The sequence below is a fragment of the Alteromonas sp. ABV4_150 genome (assembly GCF_056311745.1).
On record NZ_CM149971.1, the window covers coordinates 1,556,245 to 1,580,451 of the forward strand.

At 43.5% G+C, this 24,207-nt stretch carries 24 protein-coding genes and 1 pseudogene; 6 read left to right on the plus strand and 19 right to left on the minus strand.

Annotated elements, in window-relative coordinates; genetic code table 11:
• Nucleotides 1–86: 86 nt before the first annotated feature.
• The gene (locus tag ACYX4M_RS06765; RefSeq protein WP_136783227.1) at nucleotides 87–500 is read left to right on the plus strand and encodes a flagellar basal body-associated protein FliL; all 414 of its coding nucleotides are present in this window, start codon (nucleotides 87–89) and stop codon (nucleotides 498–500) included.
• 27 nt (nucleotides 501–527) lie between these two features.
• Here ACYX4M_RS06765 and glpG read toward each other — a convergent pair whose 3' ends face one another.
• The 8 genes from glpG to ACYX4M_RS06805 form a co-directional block, all read right to left on the minus strand.
• Complete coding sequence (gene glpG / locus ACYX4M_RS06770; protein ID WP_476082397.1) at nucleotides 528–1,391, minus strand: rhomboid family intramembrane serine protease GlpG; 864 nt, start codon at nucleotides 1,389–1,391, stop codon at nucleotides 528–530.
• Between the two features lie 157 nt (nucleotides 1,392–1,548).
• The gene (gene glpE, locus ACYX4M_RS06775; RefSeq protein ID WP_476082398.1) at nucleotides 1,549–1,860 is read right to left on the minus strand and encodes a thiosulfate sulfurtransferase GlpE; all 312 of its coding nucleotides are present in this window, start codon (nucleotides 1,858–1,860) and stop codon (nucleotides 1,549–1,551) included.
• Nucleotides 1,860–2,885 (minus strand): L-threonine 3-dehydrogenase, encoded by a 1,026-nt coding sequence (gene tdh / locus ACYX4M_RS06780; protein WP_334058850.1) that lies wholly within the window; start codon nucleotides 2,883–2,885, stop codon nucleotides 1,860–1,862. Before tdh ends, glpE begins: the two co-directional genes overlap by 1 nt.
• Entirely contained in the window at nucleotides 2,882–4,078 is a 1,197-nt protein-coding gene (locus tag ACYX4M_RS06785; protein WP_334058852.1) for a glycine C-acetyltransferase, read from the minus strand. Before ACYX4M_RS06785 ends, tdh begins: the two co-directional genes overlap by 4 nt.
• Before the next feature lie 162 nt (nucleotides 4,079–4,240).
• Complete coding sequence (locus tag ACYX4M_RS06790; RefSeq protein ID WP_476082399.1) at nucleotides 4,241–6,685, minus strand: putative bifunctional diguanylate cyclase/phosphodiesterase; 2,445 nt, start codon at nucleotides 6,683–6,685, stop codon at nucleotides 4,241–4,243.
• Between the two features lie 9 nt (nucleotides 6,686–6,694).
• Nucleotides 6,695–7,870 carry a hypothetical protein gene (locus ACYX4M_RS06795; protein ID WP_476082400.1) on the minus strand — a complete coding sequence of 392 codons (1,176 nt, stop codon included), beginning with the start codon at nucleotides 7,868–7,870 and terminating at the stop codon, nucleotides 6,695–6,697.
• Nucleotides 7,867–8,340: a hypothetical protein gene (locus ACYX4M_RS06800; RefSeq protein ID WP_476082401.1), complete on the minus strand. Its 474-nt coding sequence runs from the start codon at nucleotides 8,338–8,340 to the stop codon at nucleotides 7,867–7,869. Before ACYX4M_RS06800 ends, ACYX4M_RS06795 begins: the two co-directional genes overlap by 4 nt.
• Nucleotides 8,341–8,426: 86 nt before the next feature.
• Entirely contained in the window at nucleotides 8,427–9,452 is a 1,026-nt protein-coding gene (locus tag ACYX4M_RS06805; RefSeq protein ID WP_476082402.1) for a glycosyltransferase family 9 protein, read from the minus strand.
• A gap of 72 nt (nucleotides 9,453–9,524) precedes the next feature.
• On the opposite strand from ACYX4M_RS06805, the gene ACYX4M_RS06810 reads away from it, so the two are divergent.
• A complete protein-coding gene (locus ACYX4M_RS06810) occupies nucleotides 9,525–10,250 on the plus strand; it encodes a 3-deoxy-D-manno-octulosonic acid kinase (protein ID WP_476082403.1) in 726 nt (241 codons plus the stop codon).
• A 109-nt stretch (nucleotides 10,251–10,359) separates the two neighbouring features.
• Nucleotides 10,360–10,848 carry a pantetheine-phosphate adenylyltransferase gene (gene coaD, locus ACYX4M_RS06815; RefSeq protein WP_476082404.1) on the plus strand — a complete coding sequence of 163 codons (489 nt, stop codon included), beginning with the start codon at nucleotides 10,360–10,362 and terminating at the stop codon, nucleotides 10,846–10,848.
• An 88-nt stretch (nucleotides 10,849–10,936) separates the two neighbouring features.
• Here coaD and mutM read toward each other — a convergent pair whose 3' ends face one another.
• The 9 genes and pseudogenes from mutM to radC form a co-directional block, all read right to left on the minus strand.
• Nucleotides 10,937–11,746 (minus strand): bifunctional DNA-formamidopyrimidine glycosylase/DNA-(apurinic or apyrimidinic site) lyase, encoded by an 810-nt coding sequence (mutM, locus tag ACYX4M_RS06820; protein ID WP_334058866.1) that lies wholly within the window; start codon nucleotides 11,744–11,746, stop codon nucleotides 10,937–10,939.
• A 3-nt stretch (nucleotides 11,747–11,749) separates the two neighbouring features.
• Nucleotides 11,750–12,211 (minus strand): hypothetical protein, encoded by a 462-nt coding sequence (locus ACYX4M_RS06825; protein WP_476082405.1) that lies wholly within the window; start codon nucleotides 12,209–12,211, stop codon nucleotides 11,750–11,752.
• Nucleotides 12,212–12,575: 364 nt separating this feature from the next.
• Nucleotides 12,576–12,731 (minus strand): 50S ribosomal protein L33, encoded by a 156-nt coding sequence (gene rpmG, locus ACYX4M_RS06830; RefSeq protein ID WP_012516577.1) that lies wholly within the window; start codon nucleotides 12,729–12,731, stop codon nucleotides 12,576–12,578.
• An 11-nt stretch (nucleotides 12,732–12,742) separates the two neighbouring features.
• Nucleotides 12,743–12,979 (minus strand): 50S ribosomal protein L28, encoded by a 237-nt coding sequence (gene rpmB, locus ACYX4M_RS06835; protein WP_012516576.1) that lies wholly within the window; start codon nucleotides 12,977–12,979, stop codon nucleotides 12,743–12,745.
• A 330-nt stretch (nucleotides 12,980–13,309) separates the two neighbouring features.
• Nucleotides 13,310–15,441, minus strand: a pseudogene (locus ACYX4M_RS06840) (YjbH domain-containing protein).
• Nucleotides 15,438–16,187 (minus strand): capsule biosynthesis GfcC family protein, encoded by a 750-nt coding sequence (locus tag ACYX4M_RS06845; protein ID WP_476082406.1) that lies wholly within the window; start codon nucleotides 16,185–16,187, stop codon nucleotides 15,438–15,440. Before ACYX4M_RS06845 ends, ACYX4M_RS06840 begins: the two are co-directional and overlap by 4 nt.
• Nucleotides 16,187–16,876 (minus strand): YjbF family lipoprotein, encoded by a 690-nt coding sequence (locus ACYX4M_RS06850; RefSeq protein ID WP_476082407.1) that lies wholly within the window; start codon nucleotides 16,874–16,876, stop codon nucleotides 16,187–16,189. The genes ACYX4M_RS06845 and ACYX4M_RS06850 overlap by 1 nt, the downstream gene beginning before the upstream one ends.
• A 94-nt stretch (nucleotides 16,877–16,970) precedes the next feature.
• A complete protein-coding gene (locus ACYX4M_RS06855; RefSeq protein WP_476082408.1) occupies nucleotides 16,971–17,324 on the minus strand; it encodes a hypothetical protein in 354 nt (117 codons plus the stop codon).
• A gap of 92 nt (nucleotides 17,325–17,416) precedes the next feature.
• The gene (radC, locus tag ACYX4M_RS06860) at nucleotides 17,417–18,094 is read right to left on the minus strand and encodes a RadC family protein (RefSeq protein WP_476082409.1); all 678 of its coding nucleotides are present in this window, start codon (nucleotides 18,092–18,094) and stop codon (nucleotides 17,417–17,419) included.
• Between the two features lie 205 nt (nucleotides 18,095–18,299).
• Here radC and coaBC point away from each other — a divergent pair, with 205 nt between their 5' ends.
• Nucleotides 18,300–19,523 carry a bifunctional phosphopantothenoylcysteine decarboxylase/phosphopantothenate--cysteine ligase CoaBC gene (coaBC, locus tag ACYX4M_RS06865; RefSeq protein WP_476082410.1) on the plus strand — a complete coding sequence of 408 codons (1,224 nt, stop codon included), beginning with the start codon at nucleotides 18,300–18,302 and terminating at the stop codon, nucleotides 19,521–19,523.
• 121 nt (nucleotides 19,524–19,644) lie between these two features.
• Nucleotides 19,645–20,232: a nucleoid occlusion factor SlmA gene (gene slmA, locus ACYX4M_RS06870; RefSeq protein ID WP_012516568.1), complete on the plus strand. Its 588-nt coding sequence runs from the start codon at nucleotides 19,645–19,647 to the stop codon at nucleotides 20,230–20,232.
• Nucleotides 20,233–20,323: 91 nt separating this feature from the next.
• Here slmA and ACYX4M_RS06875 read toward each other — a convergent pair whose 3' ends face one another.
• Complete coding sequence (locus ACYX4M_RS06875) at nucleotides 20,324–21,388, minus strand: CDP-glycerol glycerophosphotransferase family protein (RefSeq protein WP_476082411.1); 1,065 nt, start codon at nucleotides 21,386–21,388, stop codon at nucleotides 20,324–20,326.
• A gap of 109 nt (nucleotides 21,389–21,497) precedes the next feature.
• Here ACYX4M_RS06875 and ACYX4M_RS06880 point away from each other — a divergent pair, with 109 nt between their 5' ends.
• On the plus strand, nucleotides 21,498–22,340 hold the full coding sequence (locus ACYX4M_RS06880; RefSeq protein WP_476082412.1) for an adenylyltransferase/cytidyltransferase family protein: 843 nt from the start codon (nucleotides 21,498–21,500) through the stop codon (nucleotides 22,338–22,340).
• A 45-nt stretch (nucleotides 22,341–22,385) separates the two neighbouring features.
• Here ACYX4M_RS06880 and ACYX4M_RS06885 read toward each other — a convergent pair whose 3' ends face one another.
• Entirely contained in the window at nucleotides 22,386–24,023 is a 1,638-nt protein-coding gene (locus tag ACYX4M_RS06885; RefSeq protein WP_476082413.1) for a M28 family metallopeptidase, read from the minus strand.
• Between the last annotated feature and the right edge of the window lie 184 nt (nucleotides 24,024–24,207).

Genomic DNA, 24,207 nt, shown 5'->3' on the forward strand with positions numbered 1-24,207 from the left:
TGGTTAAACTTTTGCAGTAGTGTGTTTGATCAGAGATTTGCTACACTACCAAGTGAATTTATTATTTTGGTGTTTCAGGCTTCACTATGTTTAAGTCACTAATTTTACGTATATTAGCGGTTAGCTTTTTTGTTTTTGGTTGCAGCTCAGCATTGGCACAAGATAAAGCCAACTATGCTTATTTGGGCTTAGAACCAGAGATTGTTACCAACTATATTAGCGACAGCGCACAGAAGCTGGGTTATGTTCGCGTATCGGTTGAATTAATGATTCACGATGTGAACCAACTGGAAATTGCTGAACACCACATGCCGCTGCTACGCTCTACCGCCATTGAGATATTCGGGCAGCAGCCTGCAGAGAAAGTAAAGTCGCTCACCGGCCGTGAAGATATTCGTCGCGCTATTTTAAAAGCACTTCAAGAGCACATGCAGCAAGAAACAGGTGGTGAGGTCATTAAAAACGTTATTTTTACCAAGTATTTATATCAGGGTGCTTAGGCAGGATAACCGCTGCCTGGCCAGCGGTTAACGTTTAGCAGAGCCTAAACTAAGAGTGGCGGCAAGTAAGCAGCCTGAAATAAGCCCCGCAGTATGCGCTGCGTTCGCCATGTTCACCCATAATATATCGGCATAGCCAAGCACTAACCAAACCAGCATAAAACCGACAATGGAGTTTGGCAGCGAAAGCCCCCAACTTGGGCGCAGCCAGCCAAGCCACCACACGAAGCCCATTACGGCATATACCACACCAGAAAGCCCACCAAACAAGAATAAGTTGCCTTGTACTGGGTCGCTGAATAGCGCTTGCGCGGCATTTGAAATTGTAGCTGAAACCAAAAATACAATAAGCAGCATACTAATACCTAAAGTACGTTCAATTTTGGCCCCTAGCATGCCCCACCATAGTAGATTGAATATGATGTGAAGCGCTGAGAAATGAATGAACGCCGGACCGAGCAGTCGCCACCACTCGTGATTTTGTGACAACACAAAAAACGGCTGCATCAGTAAGTGCTGAGCAATGGGGGCAAATAGCCCAAATAAAGACAATAGGTAAACCACTGCACACAGCACGAACACCACAGAGGTAAACGGCGCTTTAACAGCATCGGACACTATTTTGCTTAACGAAAAGCCGCCGCCTGATGGAGCAAGCTGTACGTTCTTACCACTGTCCCATGCCGCTTGCTGATATTTAGGGTTTGTTGGGTTTGCTAAAAAGTCTTCAGCGATCACTTTTGCGCGGTCGATATGCTCGTTGTTATCCAGCACAACCACAAACTCTTTTTCGTGCTGTACTACGTTGGCGTTGATTTGCTGACTGGTTAAATAGTTGGCGAGAAGGTGCGCTGGACTTTGCTGATTAAACGCAATTAAAGGATGACCCATAAGCTAGTTGTTACCCCAAAAGCAAAAAGAGTGTAAAGCGATAGTGATATACAAGAGCGTAGAATCCTAGCTCTCGTCAATGATTCTTTATACTGAAATAGTGAAGGACCTGCAAAACATAAAATAAAGGTGCACATTGTGCACCTCTAGAAAATCGCTATTCGGTTACTACCGGGTTAGCCAGTCGCCACGCTTCAAAGCCCCCGTCCATACTATAAACGGTCTCAAAACCTTGCTGAGCTATCACTTGCGCAGCCTGTTGACTGCTTACGCCGTGGTAACACACTACAACAACAGGGGTATCTTTAGGCGCTTGGTCAATAAACGCCCCAAAGTTGTCGTTGTTGAGCGGTGCCGCATTGGGCATATGGCCATTAGCAAACGATTGAGGATCGCGAATATCCACAATCGTTACGTCGCCTTGAAAGTTAGCAACGTCGCTTACGCTAATGTGTGAGAATGTTGTCATTATTGCCAATCCAAAATAACTTTACCTGAGTGTCCTGACCCCATGGTATCAAACCCTTTCTGAAAGTCATCAATGGAAAAGGTATGGGTGATGATGGGAGAAAGGTCCAGGCCACTTTGTAGCAAGCTTGCCATTTTGTACCAAGTCTCGAACATTTCACGACCGTAAATGCCTTTTATCACCAGCCCTTTGAAAATAACTTGGTTCCAGTCAACAGCAACGTCTTGCGGAGGAATACCCAGCATGGCTACTTTGCCGCCGTGATTCATTTTATCTAGCATGTCTCTAAACGCTACTGGTACACCAGACATTTCAAGGCCCACATCAAAGCCCTCAGTCATACCCAGTTCGTTCATAACATCTTGTAAGTTTTCTTTACTTACATCAACAGCGCGCGTGGCGCCCATCTTTTCAGCAAGTTCAAGGCGATACGGGTTGATATCAGTGATAACTACATGACGCGCCCCAACATGCTTAGCTACTGCTGCGGCCATGATACCGATCGGTCCTGCACCTGTGATAAGTACGTCTTCGCCTACTAGGTCGAAACTTAGCGCGGTATGAACAGCATTACCAAATGGGTCGAAAATAGACGCGAGGTCGTCGCTGATATTGTCTGGAATCTTAAATGCGTTGAACGCTGGAATAACTAGGTATTCTGCAAACGCACCAGGGCGGTTTACGCCCACACCTTCGGTGTTGCGACATAAATGTACGCGGCCAGCACGGCAGTTACGACAATGGCCACAGGTAATATGACCTTCACCTGATACGCGGTCGCCAACGTTGAAGCCTTTTACTTCTTGGCCCATACCGACTACTTCGCCAACGTATTCGTGACCAACCACCATAGGGACTGGAATAGTGTTCTGCGACCACTCATCCCAATTGTAAATGTGCATGTCGGTACCGCAAATCGCGGTTTTGCGAATTTTAATCAGTAAGTCGTTGTGCCCTACTTCAGGCTTTGGTGTGTCTTGTAGCCAAATACCTTTTTCCGCTTTCGCTTTTACTAGCGACTTCATGAAATCACTCCCATTTCGCGGCCTACTTCGATAAACGCATCGATGGCTTTATCGACGTGTTCAAGGCTATGACCTGCAGACATTTGCGTACGAATTCGAGCTTGGCCTTTTGGCACAACAGGGTAAGAGAAGCCAATAACGTAAATGCCTTTTTCTAGCAGCTTGTCAGCCATTTCACTGGCTAAGCGGGCATCACCAAGCATTACTGGAATTATGGCGTGATCTTTACCGGCAAGGGTGAAACCCGCCTCTTCCATGCGGTTGCGGAAGTGGTTGGCATTTCTCCATAAATTAGCGCGTAACTCATCACCCTCTTTCATCATTTCAAACACTTTTAATGATGCTGAAACAATAGGTGGCGCAACTGAGTTAGAAAATAGGTAAGGACGCGAGCGCTGACGTAGCCACTCTACAACTTCTTTTTTGCCCGACGTATAACCGCCAGATGCGCCGCCAAGGGCTTTGCCTAAAGTACCTGTAATAATGTCTACACGGCCCATTACACCGCAATATTCATGGCTACCTTTACCGTTTTCGCCCAAGAAACCCGTGGCGTGGCAGTCATCAACCATTACCATAGCATCATATTTGTCGGCTAGGTCGCAGATTGAAGCAAGATCGGCAATAACGCCGTCCATAGAAAATACGCCATCGGTAGCAATGATTTTAAAACGTGCACCGTCAGCCTCGGCTTGCTTTAATTGCTCTTCTAAGGCCGCCATGTCGTTGTTGGCATAACGGTAACGCTTGGCTTTACACAAACGTACGCCGTCAATGATACTCGCATGGTTTAACGCATCAGATATAATGGCATCTTCCGGTCCAAGAAGGGTTTCAAACAAACCGCCATTTGCGTCGAAGCAAGATGGATAAAGAATGGTGTCTTCGGTACCTAAGAAGTCGCTAATAGAGGCTTCTAGTTGCTTGTGAATGTCTTGCGTTCCGCAGATGAATCGCACAGATGCTACTCCGAAGCCATGGCTATCTAAGCCCTCTTTCGCCGCTTCGATTAAGCTTTCGTTGTTTGCTAGGCCAAGGTAGTTGTTCGCACAAAAGTTAATAACCTGCTCACCACCATCAACACCAATATCCGCTTGTTGTTGCGACGTGATCACACGCTCTTTTTTGTACAATCCATCTTCTTTTGTGGCTTCAATTTGCGATTGCAAATGAGAAATAAATGCCGCAGACATGCCATTCTCCAAGTGTGGGTATATAAAAACCGCTAGTGTAATGAAAGCGCGTGAAAGGGTACACACCCATGCGCTGTATTTAATGGGTTTGTCGACTAAGTTTGTAAATTATTCAGCACACTCTAAGAAAAACACTAAAATCACACTAATTTGCTTCAAGCGCTATGTGAAATCTTTCCAAAAGCCGTTTTCAACCTTATCGCTTAGTGTGTCCCATAGGTTTACTTCAGGTATAGGACGACTAATAAGGTATCCCTGGCCCTGATGACAGTCGAAATGACACAGCAATTCGTATTGCTCATTGCTTTCTATGCCTTCAGCTATTACCTGCATGCCCATATTACGCACCATAGATATGGTGGAGTGCACAATGTTTCTGTCATCTGCACTGCTGGCAATGTTAGCAACGAAAGAGCGATCTATCTTTACATAATCGGCAGGCAATGACTTTAAGTAGCTTAATGATGAATAGCCGGTTCCAAAATCGTCAATTGCCAACATACAGCCCATGTCGCGTATAGTTTGCATTATTCCCATTGCCCGTTTGATATCTGAGACCAGAACGGTTTCCGTTAGCTCTAAGCAGACCTGGTCGGGAGCGATGTCGTTTTTGATAATTTGGTGCTGTAAAAACTCAGGTAAGCTAGGGTCAAGGAACTGCCCTGCTGATAAGTTAATCGCAACCTTAATATCTGGGTAGCCGCTATTTTTTAACTCGTTTATTAAGTTCGTGGAGCGTGTGATAACCCAATAATCTAGCTCGAGCATAAACGACGTATTCTCAAGCAATGGAATAAAATCGGCTGGCGATATAGGGCCTTTTTTAGGATGATACCAGCGCAGTAGTGCTTCAAACCCCATGAGCTTGCCGCTATGCATGTCTATTTGTGGTTGCAAGGCAAGGCTAAATTGATCGCCTCTTAGCGCTTCACGAGCCTCAGACTCCAGTTCAACCTTTTGCATTACCTTAAGGTTCATAGTGGCGTCATATACCCTAAACTCAGCACCTTTCTTCGCTTTGGCTTCGTACATCGCAATATCGGCATGACGCAGCAGCTCAACCGGCGTAGCGCGTGAGTGGTTAGTAATGGCAATACCAATACTAATTGATACATAAAAGGTAACGCCATCAACAATGATAGGCTCTTTAAACTCGTCGATAATTTTTTGCGCTACCGTGTCGACATGTTTTTTATTCTCTATATTCGAAAGCAAAATGACAAACTCATCGCCTCCGAACCGTGACGCAATATCAGATTCCCGAATAGGTCGGGAAATTCGCATTGCAGCAGCTTTAAGCAACTTATCGCCAACGTCGTGCCCATGGCTGTCATTAACTTTCTTAAAGTCATCTAAGTCCATGAACATGAGAGCCACTAGCCTGTCATCGCGAATTGAACTGGCCAATTGTTTTTCAATTTGAAAGGTCAGCATGTTGCGGTTAGGCAGACCTGTTAGCACGTCGAACATCGCCATTTTTTCTAGCTTAGCGGTATTGATTGCCATTTGACCATCGAAGCTTTCCATCTGACGTGCTAAATCATTCGCCGCTTCCTCAACCACATCTAATTCGTCGGTCAGCTGAAATATAGGCGGCTTTCGACGCTTAGCGGCAATAGTATAAAACTCACTGAATTTATGTTCAGCCAGCATTGGAAGGCGTTCGCTTATATCCAGCAGCCTTGTGCGATATTGATTTAAGAAGAGGTAAAGCAATGATGAAAATAGTAAAAATAAGCCGACAGCACTTGAGATGACCACGTAACGATATTGCTCATTTTGCCGCATCATTGCTGACACATCTTGTACAATTAGTAAATAAGGATGGTCGCCTGACGCGTGGTCAAAAGGTAGAAGGCTTACTAAAAGCTGCTGGCTGTCTAAACCAACGTTCACTCCTTTAATAACAAGGTCATCAACGCGCCAGTTAATGGGTAAAGCGTCGAAAAGCGAGCTCAAAAACTGCCAATTAGCTGCGGTAATTTGACTTGCTACCTTCAACCCTAATTTTCCAGTTTGTGATTCATCTAATTGAACTACCGCCACTTTATACACATCGGTGGCGCGGCTGAACAGGTAAAGCAACTCGCGCATGGAGGTAGACACAACAATAACCGGCACCTTATCGCTCGGCGACATTATGGGTATGGAAATATAATGAGTGCATACGCTCTCGCAGACCAGTAACGAGCGGCTTTCAAATGTTGCCCGGGTTGAATCTACAAGGCGCTCTATGGTGGTGTTAACAGGATAAGCAGGCTGTCCGACAACGCCGTTTTCATCGAATAGGTACAGGCTTTCGACCTGAAAGTTGAGCGTTAGGTATTCGTTAAGGTCATCTAAAGTACTATGTAATTTATCAAGATTATTGGAATACGCGCCATTTTTACGACTTATTATATCGATAAGGGTAATCATGCGGCTGTGAAGTATATCTTCAAATAGCTGAACCCGGCGCTGGTTGCTAATTTGGCTTTCCCGCTGCTGCATGACAACATGTGCTTCAGATTCTTTAATTAGCACGGTAGATATTACGATAGTAACAGTTAAAACCATGGCCAGCAGAATAGCGATAGTTTTAGTGGTAAAAGATACCTGAACCTTCATCTTTTAGCCTTAAAACCAATACGTTAACTGCATTGACCACATTTCCCAATGTTTATCAGCGTGGGATGCCACATCGCGGTTTAACAGGCTTACAACGCGAGTCGCCCCTTCAACCCAGTGATACTCTCCCTGTAGTCTCCATTTAGGTGCAATGTTCCAGCGTAACCCCAACGTATAAGTGTCTTGATAGCCAAAGTAAGCTGGAATAAGGCCGCCAGTTCTTGCCTCTAAGTCTTTACCGTCACTGTCGGAGGTATCATTAATATAGGTATCGTAACCAATAAGGCCGCTAAATTCGGTGTTAAATAGATATCTAAATTGAACAAAGCCACCTTCACCGGTACGTTTTTCAGCAAAGTCAGGGGCAAACAAACCTTGGCTGTCTTGCTTTTCACGAAGTAGCTCGGCAGATACTTCCCAATTCTCTGCAAAATATTGGGCAGAAAGCATAAACCGCTCTACGTTAGCCCCGCCCGACAAGCGATTATCATCTTGTGATGGCGTATATCTGAAGTCAGAGTTAAGCCAACTCGCCCCTAGTCTCCACGTCATGAATGAGGGCTGTACAAACACACTTGCTTGGTGCACAAAGTCCTGTTTTATCTTACCTTTCGCTTCATTACCTAAGAGAAAATCGCGCTGAGAGTCATTGATGTTCGAGCGCCCATAGCTCCAGTTAAGCTCCCACGTATATTCTTTACCGTAATGAGAGAAACTGGTCAGAATACCGTTACTGCCCAAAGCGATATCACGGAACCCGTCAAAATACACCGACTGAGGCAATACTGACGTATATCGCGTTTGAGGAACATCCCTAGTGGAGGAATACAACCAATGAGTATTTTTAAAGCGTCCTGCGTGAATTTGTCCTCGCCACCCGCCTGGTAAGTCAGGCAGTTTCCAATCGACAAATAAATAATCCAGGCGAGCCCCCTGTTCGAAACGGTTTCCCCCGTCTAAATAGTTAACTTGACCTGCAATAGAGATATTTTTTGCAAGTTGATAATAACCGTTTAAGCCAATCTCAGTGAGTTCACCCGTCACATTATTATCGTCGGTAATAAAGCTGCTGTCTTTCGACTGAGTTAAGCCCTGTGAAAGATAACCATGCCATGTAAAATCTGATTGCGCGCTAGCAACAGATGTTCCGAATAGCCCAAGCGCTAAAGCGATGTATTTTTTCATTCTATATCTACCTCAACGCGTCTAAGCTTAACGATATCAGTTCGTTCAACATAACCGATAGAGCCCACCGTGCTTTCCAATGCATCAACTAGCGCTTGATAAGAGGTTACTCTGATAGGAGTGATACCTTGGCCAGAATAGGTAATTTGATCCCAAAGCCGAGATAATTGATAAGGGAACATTTGGAGAATATCACGACAAAATTGACGATGCAGTTCGTCGCTGTCTTGTAATACGAAAACGGTAATTTTAGTGCCATTGTCCCAGTATTGACGCTGTCCCGTAAAAATTTGACGAAGTTCAGAGCGACTGAGCTCTGCAACCATCACGCTCTCGTTCACCATGACATTAAGTTCTGATGCTTTTACTTTAGGCACACACAAAAACAGCACTGTTAATGTTAGCAGTACTTTCCTAGATGTAGTAAAAGCATGAAACTCGGACAGCCATCGCAAAGCGGGCTTATTCATTCAGTAACAACTCCCTGTTAAACAGAAGTACACATGACCACACTAAGTGTAGATAATATTAGTAGTTTTACCTTACGATAAAAAAATTAAACGAGGAACTGCGCAACTTTTTGCTTAACCATATCCACCGTAATTTTTTCCATTAACTGGCTCCCTTTGGCTCGCGTTCCCCACGGTAAAGCGCTCCAAGGTTTTCCTTTTTGCTCTTCTATACACTCGTCATATACCGATACCGACCTATCAAGGTTATTGTAAGGCCCTGTTCTACGTGGATTAGAATGTGCATATAGCCCAATTACTGGTGTGCCAACGGTTGTAGCCATATGAGCAGGTCCAGTGTCTGGTGCAATAACTAGGTGGGCATGCTTGAGTAACATAAGCAGCTGATGCAATGTTGTTTGCCCAGTAAAGTCTTTAAGCGGATATTTCACACACGCTTTTATTGCATCAGCAGTTTTGCGGTCTAAATCTCCTGGACCGCCACATAATATCACGCTGATGCCGGCTTCTTGGATATAGTCAGCAATACTTGCGTATCGCTGTGGCAACCAATTTCTTTCAGCTTTACTTGCAGCTGGTGAAATAACGACATATTTACCCAAGGTTTTAGCTTGTTCTGCTCCCCACGTTGCATCTTCTGATGCAACAGGAATATTCCAAGAAACTGCTTTTGGCTCAGGTACGCCCAATGCATCGGCAAAATCCATAAAACCTTTAAGCACATGAGCACGTTTTGTAGCAGCAACTCGCTTGTTAGCGAACAGCCAGTGCAGTTCTTTACTTCGCGCCCAGTCAAAACCTATGCGCTGTTTTGCTTTAATTACTCGCGAAGCCAAGTTAGCCCTTAACGCCACCTGCATCATCAATAGAGCATCAAAGGTCTCACCAGACACTTGTGCTTTGAGCGACTCCACTGCTGCTTTGCCTTTTGATTTATCAAAAATAATAAATCGTACATTCGGCATCAGCTTAACAAGCTGATACTCCACCTTCCCAATTACCCACGTAATTTCAGCGTCGCGCCACTGTGATTGAATTCGAGTAACCATAGCGACGGCATGACACACATCCCCAATAGCCGATAAGCGCATTAAACAAATCTTTTTTCCCACAGAAGCTCTCTCGTTGCTGAAAAACCAAAATAAATCATTAGAATATGAAATTTACCATAAGTTGTGGGCAACATGGCGACGATGCGACGAGACATAGGTGCTGGGCACCACTTTATTTTCGACAACACCTTGGTCAGTCAGCCTAACACGGAAATGTTTAGCCCTGAGTTTTGGCAACTCCAAAATAAAATAACCGGCCAAGCTAAAGGACGTGGTACCACCATTTTCATCGAGCATGAAGGTCAGCAATGGGTTTTACGGCACTTTATGCGTGGCGGCTTGGTAGGCAAGATACTCAGTGACCAATACTTTTTTAATGGTATTGAGCGCTCTAGGCCTTTCGAAGAGTTTAGATTACTCGAATACATGCGAGGTGAAGGTCTTCTAGTACCCATTCCTGTTGCTGCACGTATCCATCGCAGAGGCCTGATTTATCGGGGCGATATCATCACACTTAACATTCCAAATAGCCAAGATCTGCACCACTTTTTGTGCCAGCAGCCATTATCAAAAGGCGAATGGAATGAAGTAGGGCGAGCGCTAGCACGAATGCACAATTGTCAGGTTTATCATCACGATGCAAATGTTCGAAACATTATGATTGATAGCGATAAACAAATTTGGATTATCGACTTTGACCGCTGCTCGAAACGCCAAGGGAATAGCTGGAAGCAAAATAATTTAGATCGCCTATTGCGTTCTTTGCATAAAGAGCAAGCCAAAAACGCAGTATTTCATTGGAAAGAAGATGATTGGACTGCATGCTTAGATGGCTATAACGAATTGGTTAAGCGTTAACGACCACGAATAAAAAACATAATTGTAGCAGTACTTAGCATTACTTATTAATGTGGTACAGTAGCCCCGTTGAACCTATAAACCCTATACGACGATAAGATTCAATTTTATGCACACTAGAGCACTTTACCCAGGTACTTTCGACCCGATCACCAACGGTCACGCAGACCTTATTGAACGCGCTTCTCAGTTGTTTTCTCACGTTATTGTGGCTATCGCTTCTAATCCAAGTAAAAAGCCATTATTCACGTTAGAGGAACGGGTAGAAATGATAAAGAAGGTAACGGCCGATCTACCTAACGTAGAAGTAGTAGGGTTTACGGGTTTACTCGCTGACTTTGCCGACGATCAAAATGCGACTATTTTAATTCGTGGCTTGCGCGCGGTTTCCGATTTCGAATATGAATTCCAGCTGGCGAATATGAATCGACGCCTAAACCCAAAGCTTGAGAGCGTATTTTTAACCCCCGCGGAAGAAAACTCTTTTATATCTTCTACTCTAGTAAAAGAAGTGGCGTTGCACCGAGGTGCAGTAGGTGGTTTCTGCCACCCCGTAGTAGAGCAAGCGCTAAAAGACAGGCTGGGTAAAAAAAGCTAAGTAAACCAGCTTGTAACTTACCATAGGTAAAGTTGTTCATTGGTTTCTAACTGTAGCTCTTGCTAACTACAACTCTTTTTAACTACATCTAGCGCTGGCAGCGGGTACAGAAAAAAGTGTTTCGCTGCCCTATTACTTTGCTTTCAATAGCTTTGCCACACACTTCGCAAGGCTCTCCTTTTCTTCCATACACATTTAAATGCTGCGCAAAATAACCTGGCTTGCCGTCGGTTTGTGCAAAGTCTTTGAGCGTAGTGCCGCCCTGCTCGATAGCTTTAGCGAGTACTTGCTTTATTGTGGCAGTGAGCGACTTGTAGCGGGCAGCGCTGATATTACCCGCGGCTCTTCTTGGGTCTATGCCGGCAAGAAATAAGGCTTCGTTTGCATAGATATTGCCCACACCAACAACGATTGCGTTATCCATAATGAAATTCTTTACCGGGCCTTTGCGGTTGCGCGATAGACTGAACAAGCGCTTATCGTCAAAGTCCTCTGTAAGTGGCTCTGGGCCTAGGTTGTCAAACATTGCTTGATGCGTATTGGGCGCTTGAAATAGAACTGCTCCAAAGCGCCTAGGGTCATTTAAACGCAAGCATTTCCCGGTATTTAGAACAATGTCCACGTGGTCGTGTTTCACAACGGGTGTCGCCGCGTCGATGACACGCAGCTTGCCGGACATACCTAAATGTAAAATAAGCGTGCCTGTTGCTGTTTCAATCAGCAGGTATTTCGCCCTACGCTTTACCGCAATTACCTTCTGACCCTCAACGCTTGAGACCTCCTCAGGTATGGGCCAGCGCATTCTTCGTTCCCGTACCACTACATGAGTAATGGTATTGCCGAGCAAATGCGGTGATATGCCTAGCCGGCTTACTTCAACTTCTGGTAATTCAGGCATTTATCATGTCCAAGGTAATAATTTATCAAGGTTGGTATTGGTTAATGTGTACCAATTATTTTCGAATTTGATCACAGTTGGTGATGTATTGGGGTAAATAGCATAAACCTTGCCGTCACTATTGCCCGCAAGCCAAACTACAACAATATACGGCTGCGTATTCATGACTGACTCAGGTACCTCAGTAGCCGGGTTCAGCATAGCCCGTTGCCAGTGTGAGAACTGTTCATCGGGTTTTACTGCAAGGCTGGTATTAAGACCTTTCTGACGCCATTGTTGCCCTATGCGCTCAAGACTATTGTTATCCTGCTCTATTTTGAGTACGTAGGCATCTTCAGGTAATAAGCTACGCGTTTTTACAGAATCTTTCTTTGGTACCAAACTGTCTAAGTTAAACAGTGCAATCATAATGAGCATTGCAATGATAACGACGTTGTTCATTGCCCGCTGAGAAATTCTTGCCACGCGTTATTCCCGTAATATGGTCGACTATAAACAACGCAGTATAGTAATACCTCGTTTTCCTATAAGCTAATCCAATGTGCAGATTACCTGCTTAACTCCGTGTTGGGCGCTTTTAACGAAAAGGTGGCGATGCTAGGAGCCTGACTTAATAGTTTCTACAGGTTACTGTAAGCCTTAATCAGCTTGCTGCTTACGACTGATCTGCTGCAGGTAAGGCAACTATTTATGTTTGAACAAAAGCGGGATCATTTAAATGCGACGTCGGGATCCTGTGGGATCTGTGAGGTATGCGAGCAAGTATTGCGAATTTAAAAGCAAAAAACCCAGCAAAGGCTGGGTTTTCGTGGAGACAAAAGCAAGCTAATTACTTGATTTTGGCCTCTTTGAACATAACGTGCTTACGCACAACAGGATCATATTTTTTGATCTCCATTTTGCCAGGCATGTTACGCTTGTTTTTATCAGTGGTGTAGAAGAAACCTGTACCTGCTGAAGAAACTAGTTTAATTTTATCACGCATTGTCGGCTTCCTTAGATTTTCTCACCACGGGCACGGATGTCAGTTAGTACTGAATCAATACCTTTCTTATCGATGATACGCATGCCTTTAGCAGACAAACGTAGTTTTACAAAACGGCTTTCGCTCTCAACCCAAAAACGGTGTGTTTGAAGGTTTGGTAAAAAGCGACGACGAGTCGCATTTCGTGCGTGTGAACGGTTATTACCAACCGTTGGACGCTTACCTGTTACTTGGCATACTCTTGACATTGTATTTGTCTCCAGAACAACGATAACTGTCGCGTCAGTTAATCCCAAGCGCTCAAACAGTGGTTGGGTCAAATGACGTATTACTATAAATTAGAGGGCGCATTTTATACAGCAAAGGCAGGATCATTTCAATAAGAAAGTACAAAAAGGTTACTTTTACGTACTATTTTTGCACAAAATACCACCAGCACTCATTTTTCACGGCCTGTATTGTACTTTTCTCTTGCTCTTTTAGCTACGAATAAATACCCAATGTATATTTTAATTTTATAGCTGAATTGGAATATCTAGGGGCAAAAAAAACGCCACATTCACGTGGCGTTTTTCTACTTAATCATAAAAAGGAGACCTAACTTCGGTTAAGTCTATCAACCTTGAAGGTCGGCGTAACAGCTGACCACCATCACGAGAGATGGGTACCCAAGGGAACAATCCACGACCTTTCGACGGTTCTAGCAAGAACAAGTCAGTAGGAATGGAAATATAGAAACCTTTGGTAAAACTCCCCTCTCCATATTCTTCAGACGAAACATCAGTGAAGGCAGCATAAGCACCTACTATAATGCCGCTGTCAAAGCGTTTAGCATAATCAATGTTGACGCCTTTATCTTTCGCCAAGAATTGACCTGCACTAACCGTAATTTGCGTATCGTCTAGGAATTCAGGCTGCCAATAGACACTTGCATGACCGGTTATTGCGTCGTAATCCTCTAAGCCTGTTTGGCTGTAAGGATCTCGCTGCTTAACATAGTTAATATCGATGCCGTAGGCGACATTACTGTCTACAGGACGATAAAGAATTTCACCGCCCACACCGGCAAACATGGTCTCCAAATAACCAGCATATGCTTGAGCATAAAGGTCCTCGGCAATACTGTCTTTGTAATGTAAAAACGCGGTATCTAACCATACGTCGTTTTCAGACACATACTCACGAACCCGTGTGCGAACACGAGGTAACGATACTTCTTCACCATCCACTAGGTAGTTAAACTTGTCAAAGTTATCAAGAAGCGTCACTCGTGCACTACTCACCACCGAGAAATTTTCATTGAACGCATAGCCACCGTTGAGTAATAGCCCAGTTTGATAAAGGTAGAAGTCCTCTGGGTTACCAAACGATTGAGTGAAAAAGAAGTCGGTGCTATAGAAAAAGCCTGACGTATTTGCAGGGTCGTAAGCGTCCATCACTTCTTCAGAAGGTGACGTTCTTATGTAAGTCTCAGTTATTTCAGCGTCCACTGACTCGTAGCGGGCGGCAGAGATAAAGGCTTCAGCATCTATTTGTGTATCGACCATAGGAATGCCGCCACGATTATCTACCATATGATAAGTTTTAACACTATCAGGAAGTTCAGAGCCGCTACGCGTCCCACGCGCTCGATAGCTTCATCTTGATCGCGATACTTAACCTGCGTTCCATAGAAAGTAGCGCTATCTTCTTTAATTTCAGCATCGGACAAAACAAAACCGCCTGAATTATAAAGGTCATTATAAAGACGCGATTTATTCACATCTTTAACATTGGACGGTGCATTTCTTCCCAATAAGTTTCGCGGCGCATCGTCAAATTTGATCTGTGATGCTGTGTTCATGTTGAAGCGATATGTCACACCAAAACCAATGGTATTTCCACGTTGGTAGTTTAACGAGAAATCAAAGTCTTTGTAGCGATATACCGCGCCCACATTCCAGCGAGAATCTTGCTCTAACTGGCCTGCTCTGTCACGTGAGTAATCGTTTCCTTCAAACTCTAGCTTTAGCGTTAACGGCTCCCAAGGTGTTTGATACTCTACGCCACCAAAGAAGGCTGTGGTGCCTTTGAAAAATTGGTCGTAATCTACCTTACCACCTCGGCCTGAGAACCCGCCAGGACGTTCACAAAAGCTGTCTCGAACCTCACAAAATGGGTTAGTGATATTGTCAGCTGTTCCTAAATATCCCCAGCCTAAGCCTAAATGGAAATCAAATGGGCCCACCGATTTACTGGCGTTTACGTATTCGCTTTCAAAAAAGCCAGTGCCACCGAAGTCTCTAAAACCAACGCTAATATCTGGTAGGTAATAACTTTCTTTCCATAACCTGAACTTAACGTCTAGGCCCTTATCTTTTAAGGTTTGGTCGCCACTGAATGATTCAACTTGGCTATATAAACGGGTACGTACGTCGGTATAGCGAGCCGTCGCTTCCATCCAATCATAAAGCTGGATATTAACTGACCAGAAGCGGTATTCACCGTTATCGGTATAGTTGATGGCCATTCCGCCTTCGTCTCGCATACGCGCGGTTGGTGTTTGGATTAGGCCATTACCACCTTGCACCATCTGCGAAGGCGTAACGCGCAGTTGGGTATCGGCTAGCGTGGTAGATGATAATGCGCTGCCAATTACCAACGCGAGTGTTTTTTTCTTAGATATCTTTTTCTTAAATACTTTTTTCTTAGATAATAATGGCGCACTCATTGAGGTAAAACCCTATGTACAGCTAACGCGGCAACCCGCTCATTTAATTGCTTAAGTTTATTGCTGAAAAGCTCTGAAGAAATAGGCACGTAAACCTGGCTACCCGGCATAAGCTGAGCAAAATCTAAATTCCAGTAAGCAATACCCTTCTCTTCTATATTACCCATTGGGTCAATAACGTAAACAACGCTTCTGTCAGCGTCTACTGCCTTTTTGACCGTATGAGCCGCCGTGTATATTGAGGTATCGCTTTGGTGTTGATAAGCGCCTGGCTTTATTACCGCACCCGAGAAATGCACTACGTTAGGGCGCCCATTCAAACGGATCCAATACTTACCCGGCTGGAACATAGGGTTGTCTTCGAAGAACAACCTAGCTCGGTTGTAAGAGATAGGCATATTAATGCGCGTTGACACTGTCCATGATGACACTTGTTCAAACAAATTCTGTAGCGCTTTGTGAGTGTCTGAGTCTTTATCAAAGCTAGCCAGCAGTTCTCTTATTTGCGACAGCGCTATTTCTTTTTCTCTTTCAGCTGTTGGATTGGTTAAATCAAATGCAGAAGCTGTAGGCCAATACCAATCGCCATTATCAGCCACTATAGACAACACACTTGATAACCTGATTGGTCGGTCGAACTGATAAGTTTGCTTGTTCACCATCACGCTTACAAGGCCGTCATTGGCATACAAACTAGTAGATGTAATAAGACCTAAGGCAATAAAAAGCGTAGAAATAAACTTCATTATTGCGTTACTCCTTGTTTGTTCATCTCACGTACTACACGGCTTAGATAAACCATGTCGTATACGTCACCTTCAGGGCTGAACTGTTGCTTCGTGGCCATAAGCTCTTTCGTGTGTTTATGTAGGAAATAGGTATTTTCCCACGACAGTCCCACGTCTATAAAGGGGGTATATTCTGAAAAGTCTACGGTTTCTACGACTTTAATAAGAGGCACAGAAAAGCCTAGATATTCGCGAGTTTCCTCTCCCACAATTCGCCATGAAGAGTCCACCGGAACACCATAGCCAATTGCGTCGATATCCACTTTACGCTTCCAGCTAAAAGGCAAAACATCGTTGGTGGCTAACGGATTATGTTGCAAATTACCTGTATAAAAGAGGTCGTTATCTAAACCTTCAGTTTTTACAATTATGCCGTGGTGCATGGTGAAGATGACTCTATCACCCGAGACCCATTTATACTTATCACCGTCAATATAAGCTAATGCAAGAGAGGCTGTGTCTCGTTCCCCCGCTTTAATTTGCATAATATCCGCCTTACTCGCTGCAATTTCTTCAACGGTGTAAGTTACTGTGCGGTCTTTTAAAGCAAGTTTAAGCGTATTGTAATAAGCGAGTGTGGTTGTAGAACAACCCGAAAGAGAAAGGCAAAAAAAGCCGATAAGGGCCGATAGAATATATAGTTTCATTAAAGTACGCCGACAAACACTAAGAATGAGAAAGTTTTGCTGTAAAAATAAAAAAAGCCGCTAAAAGAAGCGGCTTTTTCGAATACTCTTAAATTTACTGTACGGTCGGCGCGTAAGTAAATGTAACAGGCACAGTAATTGTTTTAGTTACAGTGCTTGTACCAGAAGTAGTTACAGTAACAGTGTTAGTTGTACCAACACATACGTCGTCTACGATTTGGTCGTCGCCTTCACAAGTAGGTTGACCTGGAGTAGTACCACCATTTCCTGGCGCATCTGCAGAGTTGTTGTTTGCAACACCAGCAATGATACCAGCAGCAACAACACCAGTAGCGATCATGCCACCACTTACGCCACCAATACCTGAAGTTCCACCTTCGTTATCTTGTGCGTTAACACCAGCTACCATAGTAGCAGCTGCAAACAATGCAATAATTGACTTCTTCATAACAGTCCTTTAATAAAATTACCCACTAAGTCCTATGCTAAATCATTTTCAACCATTTGACTAGATTATAATCGACAAATGACTTAGAAATCTTATGTTAGCAAGCCACGCTGCGCAAATGAAATGGTTTCTTTATCTCCAACCACAAAATGATCAAGCACAGGCACGTCGATCGATGCCATGGCATTTTTGATCTCGGCTGTTAGCCGAATGTCTGCATGACTAGGTTCTGCTACGCCTGAAGGGTGATTATGGACCAAAATGATCGCCGCTGCGTTGTCGATCATAACCTGCTTGATCAATTCTCTCGGATACACTGCAGCGCTATTGATCGTTCCGTTAAACATGGTACGAAAAGCGATAAGTTGATGTTGGCTATCTAACATCAAAAGCGCAAATTTTTCCCTTTCGCAGTCTCTTAATTTGGCCTGCAAGTAACGCTTGGTGTCGTCTACGTTATTAAACACATCTTGGCGTTTAAGTTTTATTTCTAAATTGCGCTTAAAAATTTCAAACCCTGCTTGGAACTGGGCATACTTACACGGCCCAATACCTGACACTTTTGCATAGCTTTCTTTCGTTGCGGTTACCACTCCTCGCAAACATCCGAGTTCGTTTAACAATTCATGCGCTACAGATAAGGCGCTCTTTCCTTTGACCCCCTTGCCCAGCAACACCGCGAGCAACTCAGCATCACTTAAGCTCTCTGCGCCGTGCTGTAGTAGCTTTTCTCTTGGCCTTTCACTTATCGGCCATACTTTTATCGACATGTACTTGGTCCGTTAACTCAATAAAACAGTGGTTATAGATGAATTGAAAGAGATTAACGACTGTATAAAAGGCGGGTTTCTTCTTTTGACGTTGAGCAGATAAAATACAAACAGTATCTAAACGCCAAGATCGACTTTTGTTCAGCTATCCGATTTTTTGTCACCATGGTAGGCTAATATTAATATTTAGATTTCGTATTCTTTTATGTCTATTGCTAATAAAAACATTTTGTTGGGCGTGACCGGTGGTATTGCCGCATATAAAGCTCCAGATTTAGTGCGCAAGCTCACCGCATTAGGTGCAAACGTACGTGTTGTTGTCACCGACTCTGCCGCAGAGTTTGTGAGCACTTTATCGCTACAAGCTGTGTCGGGAAATGCTGTGCATCAGCATCTTTTAGACCCTGCGGCTGAAGCTGCGATGGGACATATCGAATTAGCAAAATGGGCCGACATCCTACTTATCGCGCCAGCCACAGCAAACACTATCGCTAAACTTGCCCACGGCATGGCAGACGATTTACTAACCACGCTTTACTTGGCCACGACCGCTACGCTTTTTGTTGCCCCAGCAATGAACCAGCAAATGTGGAAAGCGTCGGCGACACAGCGCAATATTGCTACACTTAAAGCAGACGGTGTTACCTTTATTGGCCCAGCAAGTGGTGAGCAAGCTTGTGGTGATGTTGGCTCGGGCCGTATGGTTGAACCTGTAGATATAGCCAATGTATTAAATGAAAATGAAGATAAATCTTCTGAGTTGGCATTAGCGTTAAAAAATTTAGCGGGAAAACACATTACGATTACCGCAGGACCAACTAGGGAGCCGTTAGACCCGGTACGCTATATCTCTAATCACAGTTCTGGAAAGATGGGGTTTGCCATTGCGCAAGCTGCGGCTGAAGCGGGCGCGAACGTAACACTAGTTGCTGGGCCTGTAACGCTTTCTACGCCTGCCCTTTGTAACCGTATTGATGTTACCACCGCAGATGAAATGCTTAACGCTTGTGAAAAACTTGTACCTTCTACAGATATTTTTATCAGTACCGCAGCGGTTGCCGACTATAGGGCATGCTCAGTGGCGGACAATAAAATAAAGAAAACAGGCGATGAGTTAACACTTACTTTTGTTAAAAACCCTGATATTCTAGCAACTGTATCTAACAGACAAGACCGCCCATTTTGTGTAGGTTTTGCAGCTGAAAGCCAAAATGTTGAAGATTATGCCCGTGGCAAGCTTGCTAAAAAGAAGCTAGATATGATTGCTGCAAATGATATAACAGCGGAAGGTCTGGGGTTTAATAGCGATAAAAACGCGCTGCATGTAATATGGCAAGAGGGCGATAAAAGATTGCCTGCCACCAGCAAAAATGCGTTAGCCGAGCAGCTGCTAGCGCTCATTGCAGAACGTTTCGCTTTCAACAATTAAAACTAACAGATACTTTTTAAGTGTCGATAATAAAAACGATAAATATAAACGCTTTGGCGTAAGCCAACTTAACATGGAGCCCGGGTTGTTATAACTCGGTAGCGGAGGAACCACTTTCGTCATGCCTGCTGTCAAAAAAACAAATCGCAGAGCCCAAATTCTGCAAGCACTTGCTGGAATGTTAGAAACCAGCCCAGGTCAACGTATCACTACTGCTAAGTTAGCGGAAAAAGTCGGCGTGTCTGAAGCAGCACTGTATCGTCATTTTCCCAGTAAAGCGCGAATGTTTGAAGGGCTTATCGAATTTATTGAAGAAACGCTATTTACGCGTATCAATAAAATTGTGAACGAAGAAAAAGACTCGCTAACGCGCTGTCAGCTTATTCTTCACCTTATTTTAGGCTTCGCCGAGAAAAACCCTGGCATTACCCGTATTTTAAACGGCGACGCGTTAATGGGTGAGCAAGACCGATTGCGGGCGCGTATCGCCAAGCTTTTTGAGCGTTTAGAAACACAGCTTAAGCAAGTACTAAGAGAACGCAAGCTGCGCGAAGGAAAAACCCTTTCTGCCGATGAAGCGATTATCGCCAATATGATGATTTGTTATACCGACGGACGTATTAACGGCTTTATTCGCAGCGGCTTTACTCGCAAACCCACTGAGCAATTCAATGAACAATGGGCCGCGTTTAAACAAATGTTTGTGTAAGGCGGTAGGTTTGAACTAAGCATCAGTTTTTGTTTTGTTGCATATTACTGATGCTTTATTCTGGTTCATTTCGACACGTTCACACTAGCAGTTAGTTTTTCTCAATATAGTCAACTATGCGTAGCGAGCTTTTACCATCAGTAGGGCCTACGTGATCTTCCGTATACGCCTCTCGCTCTCCTTTATATAAATCTCTATTTCCTAATTGCTTTTCTATCGCGCCTCGTAGTTCTTTATAACTGTTTATGTGAAGCCCGATATTTTGATAAATCACGTTATCTTTACCAAAGCGCTTCTTAAAGCGGTATTTGAAAATACCCCGATATGACCACTTCAACTTAAAGAAATTACATACGATCACGGGTTTAGATAATGCGACAAATTCAAAGAGCGTACTCGATGCTTCACTGACCAAAATATCCGCTTCTTTCATGAAAGGAAGTAAGGATATATCTGTTTCAGTTGCTACATAGGTATTGGTAAACCCTTCCCACTTTTTCAGTTTTTTCCGCTGATTTTTGTAAGCTTCACGGGAGTAAGTAAAAGTATGCGGCTTAATAAGAATGTTGAAATCAGAAAAGTGGCTCGGCCAGTCATCAGGAAAACACTCAAGTGAACTAGGGTTAAAGGTGGGCGCAAATAACAGCGTAGGCTTATTCTCATCTAAACCTAATTCAGCATATCTTAAGCCTGATTCTGTATTGTTGAATAAAGGGTCAAGTTTAGAAAAACCAACTTGAACAAATTCGTCGTTCGGATAAAGCTCCCTGATTTTAGCCAAACGTGCCTTACCTTCAATAAACCGCACGGTCATAGGCGTAGCTGATTTGTGATAGTAGCTTGGCTTAGGGCCTATACCATGGCCAAGTTGTGCGGTTTTACTGACTTTGTGAATATCATCTAAGTAAGGAAAGCCATTGCCAAAGAAAATCCAGTCAGGAGACTCTTTCAAATAAAAGTCTCTGGCTGCTTTATCGTCATCTACCCAGCAAAACTCATAGCCTAGCGATAATAAAACTTGTTCGAATTTCTGAACGTTGTTTTTATTGCTATAGCAAACGAGTTGAACTTTATGACCGCGTTTAGCAAGTTCTTCACATATAGGAATAAATTGAGGTAAGTAATATACATTAACGGTGTCAAAAGCTATTTTCATAAATTTTCGTATTATTATTTATTGTAAGTATCAAAAAGAAATAAGCGACTGGGCGTAATACTTAATTTGTATTACAGTGTGTAACAATATCATTTATAAAATAAAATTTATGCTTAACACTACCCTATCTAAATTCGGTTATCCCGATAATCTTCTTAAAACATACGACTATTGGCATGTTTTACTCAGACCTGGACAGGTCACTCTTGGCTCATTAGTTCTTATTTGTAAAGAAGATGTCTTTAACTATTCTGATATTTCAAAAAGCGCAGCTCAAGAACAAAAGATAGTTATTGCAGATATAGAGAAGGTGCTAAAAAAGCGTTTCAACTTCTGCAAAATAAACTATTTAATGTTAATGATGGTCGATCCGGCTGTTCATTTTCACGTTATTCCTCGTTACGAACATCCAGTAGTTTTTTGCGAAAAGTCATTTGAAGACAAACACTGGCCAAAACCGCCAGTCTTAAGCGAAAAGCTTGAATTGGATGACGATTATTTTGCTGAATTGAGAGCAACGTTACGCGCTGACTTTGCCTTGCTTTCCTCTACAAACGCATCCGAAACGGGTAAAAAATATCAAAGAATGTATACATCAGGCTGCTTTGACATTTTTCACCAAGGGCACCTAAATATACTGAAGAAGACAAAAGCGCTTTGTGATTATTTAATTGTAGGTGTCTCTACCGACGAGCTTATCGAGAAGTCTAAAGGACGACCACCGCTTATCCCGTTTGAAGAACGAATTTCCATCCTCGAATCAAACCGATATGTGGATGAGGTCATCCCTCAGGTAGATAAAAATAAACAAAGGGTGGTTGATGAATATAACATTGACGCCATTTCAGTGGGTTCAGATTGGAAGGGAAAATACCCTAGCGTAACCTGTGATATGGTTTATTTCGACTATACACCCAACGTAAGCTCTACCGTCCTTAAAAGAAAGCTATAACAGCGTTATGAGCTAGCAGTTATCTGCTAGCTCAGTCACAGTAGTTTACTTACTAAACGTATTACCGAAGAAGTCGCCATCATTCCACTTAGGCTTATCTTCTTGATTTGCTAACGTCCAACCAATTTGCGCGTTAACTTTGGTGAACGTCTCTGCTGCATTCCAGTTAAATGGCTGGTTAATATCATCGCTCGGCTTGTGATAGTGCGTAGATAAGAACTGGCCAAATACCTTGCTGCCATCTACGTTAGGATCTTTAGATTTAAGACCCGGTACCATAAATACTGAAGGTACACCTTGTTTTACAAACGCATAGTGGTCTGAGCGAGTGAAAAGCGCCTGTTCTGGCCATGGATCTGGGCTTAACTCGATATCGGCATTAGCAGCCGCTTTTTCCACTGATTCTTGCAAATCACTGTGGTTTGCGCCAAAGGCTATAACGTCAGCAAACTCGTAGGTCAGGATTGGCATATCTAGGTTTACGTTCGCCACCATTGATGTAACAGGTACGGTTGGGTTACGAGCGAAATAGTCTGCACCTAACAGGCCTTTCTCTTCACCGGTTACCGACACGAACAGAATTGAGCGCTTTGGCTTTTCTTTCATTTCGCTAAACAGGCGTGCAGCTTCTAACATTACTGACGTGCCCGACGCATTGTCCATGGCACCATTGTTAATGTTGTCTTTCTTCACTGTTTTGGCAAAACCAATGTGATCAGAGTGAGCAGAGAAAACCACGTATTCGTTTTTAAGCTCAGGGTCTGAACCTTCTAATATTCCTACAACATTAGGGCTTGTAATGGTGTCGTGAACACTTTTTTTACTGATATCTACCACACCATTTAGCGCAAAACCTTGTGGTACTTTATCTGCTTCAAGAACTGCATAAACATCATCAAGGCTTTTTTCTGCGCCTTCAAATAACTTACGCGCAGCACCTTCACTCATATAAGCGCCGCCTTTAAGCTGAGAAAAGCGGTTAGCCGGTTGACCTTTGTCGTCTAACCAAGCCATACGCGGCGTATGAATATAGTTTAAACGACTTTGATAAGGGCGTACTTTTTCATTTTTAGGCGTAGTGATAGTGATCATGCCAATAGCACCATTGTCTACGGCATACTTTTGCTTTTGATAGCCAGATGCAAAGTGAGCGCCTTCTTCTGAAGGGAAGTCACTTGGCTTGCCCGCAAGAGCAACAACTATTTTACCTTCTACATCGAGATCTTTGTAATCGTTGTGGGATAGCTCGTCAGCCACGATACCGTAGCCGACAAATACCATTTCGCCTTTTACATTAGCCTCAGTGCTTAGCAAGCTCGGGCTAGCTAAATACTCTTTCGGATAGTCAAACTCGACGGTTTCACCATTGTGCGTAAAAGAAAACTGTGGCGACTCTTGTACTAAGTTTGCTTTACGAAACGAGACATTTTGTATATAGCCATCTGTACCTGCTGGCTTCAAACCATATTTGCCAAATTCAGTAGCAATATAAAGCGCTGCAATTTCATGACCGCGAGAGCCAGTATCACGACCTTCGAGTAAATCATCTGCTAAGAAAAACAGATGTGATTTAATTCGCTGTGTATCAGGGTTAAAAGCATTGTCTGTCGATGCGTGGTTATGCGCAGTGGCAGCAAAGGTCATTGCTGTCATTGCACTACCTATTAGTAGTTTTTTTATCATTGTAATTTCACCGTATAACTAAGTGTGCGTCATGGTAACGCAGTTAATAGGGGGAATACCATTAAACTGCTCACGTTTACCATGTGTTTCCTACCGTTGCTCGCATTTTAGGAGCAAGGTAAAATTGTTAGCCAAACGCCGGATCAGATTCCGGAAGGATTTATTTTTTAGTGAAGAGCAGCAC

Bases quoted from the DNA above. Each gene is read 5' to 3' on its own strand.
- glpE (WP_476082398.1), bottom strand. From the start codon at position 1,860: ATGACAACATTCTCACACATTAGCGTAAGCGACGTTGCTAACTTTCAA.
- ACYX4M_RS06800 (WP_476082401.1), bottom strand. From the start codon at position 8,340: ATGAATAAGCCCGCTTTGCGATGGCTGTCCGAGTTTCATGCTTTTACT.
- ACYX4M_RS06880 (WP_476082412.1), top strand. From the start codon at position 21,498: ATGCTTAACACTACCCTATCTAAATTCGGTTATCCCGATAATCTTCTT.
- ACYX4M_RS06875 (WP_476082411.1), bottom strand. From the start codon at position 21,388: ATGAAAATAGCTTTTGACACCGTTAATGTATATTACTTACCTCAATTT.
- ACYX4M_RS06885 (WP_476082413.1), bottom strand. From the start codon at position 24,023: ATGATAAAAAAACTACTAATAGGTAGTGCAATGACAGCAATGACCTTT.
- ACYX4M_RS06855 (WP_476082408.1), bottom strand. From the start codon at position 17,324: ATGAAGAAGTCAATTATTGCATTGTTTGCAGCTGCTACTATGGTAGCT.
- slmA (WP_012516568.1), top strand. From the start codon at position 19,645: ATGCCTGCTGTCAAAAAAACAAATCGCAGAGCCCAAATTCTGCAAGCA.
- rpmG (WP_012516577.1), bottom strand. From the start codon at position 12,731: ATGCGTGATAAAATTAAACTAGTTTCTTCAGCAGGTACAGGTTTCTTC.
- ACYX4M_RS06795 (WP_476082400.1), bottom strand. From the start codon at position 7,870: ATGAAAAAATACATCGCTTTAGCGCTTGGGCTATTCGGAACATCTGTT.
- ACYX4M_RS06785 (WP_334058852.1), bottom strand. From the start codon at position 4,078: ATGTCTGCGGCATTTATTTCTCATTTGCAATCGCAAATTGAAGCCACA.
- glpG (WP_476082397.1), bottom strand. From the start codon at position 1,391: ATGGGTCATCCTTTAATTGCGTTTAATCAGCAAAGTCCAGCGCACCTT.
- coaD (WP_476082404.1), top strand. From the start codon at position 10,360: ATGCACACTAGAGCACTTTACCCAGGTACTTTCGACCCGATCACCAAC.
- coaBC (WP_476082410.1), top strand. From the start codon at position 18,300: ATGTCTATTGCTAATAAAAACATTTTGTTGGGCGTGACCGGTGGTATT.
- rpmB (WP_012516576.1), bottom strand. From the start codon at position 12,979: ATGTCAAGAGTATGCCAAGTAACAGGTAAGCGTCCAACGGTTGGTAAT.
- ACYX4M_RS06765 (WP_136783227.1), top strand. From the start codon at position 87: ATGTTTAAGTCACTAATTTTACGTATATTAGCGGTTAGCTTTTTTGTT.
- ACYX4M_RS06850 (WP_476082407.1), bottom strand. From the start codon at position 16,876: ATGAAACTATATATTCTATCGGCCCTTATCGGCTTTTTTTGCCTTTCT.
- mutM (WP_334058866.1), bottom strand. From the start codon at position 11,746: ATGCCTGAATTACCAGAAGTTGAAGTAAGCCGGCTAGGCATATCACCG.
- tdh (WP_334058850.1), bottom strand. From the start codon at position 2,885: ATGAAGTCGCTAGTAAAAGCGAAAGCGGAAAAAGGTATTTGGCTACAA.
- ACYX4M_RS06810 (WP_476082403.1), top strand. From the start codon at position 9,525: ATGGCGACGATGCGACGAGACATAGGTGCTGGGCACCACTTTATTTTC.
- ACYX4M_RS06790 (WP_476082399.1), bottom strand. From the start codon at position 6,685: ATGAAGGTTCAGGTATCTTTTACCACTAAAACTATCGCTATTCTGCTG.
- radC (WP_476082409.1), bottom strand. From the start codon at position 18,094: ATGTCGATAAAAGTATGGCCGATAAGTGAAAGGCCAAGAGAAAAGCTA.
- ACYX4M_RS06845 (WP_476082406.1), bottom strand. From the start codon at position 16,187: ATGAAGTTTATTTCTACGCTTTTTATTGCCTTAGGTCTTATTACATCT.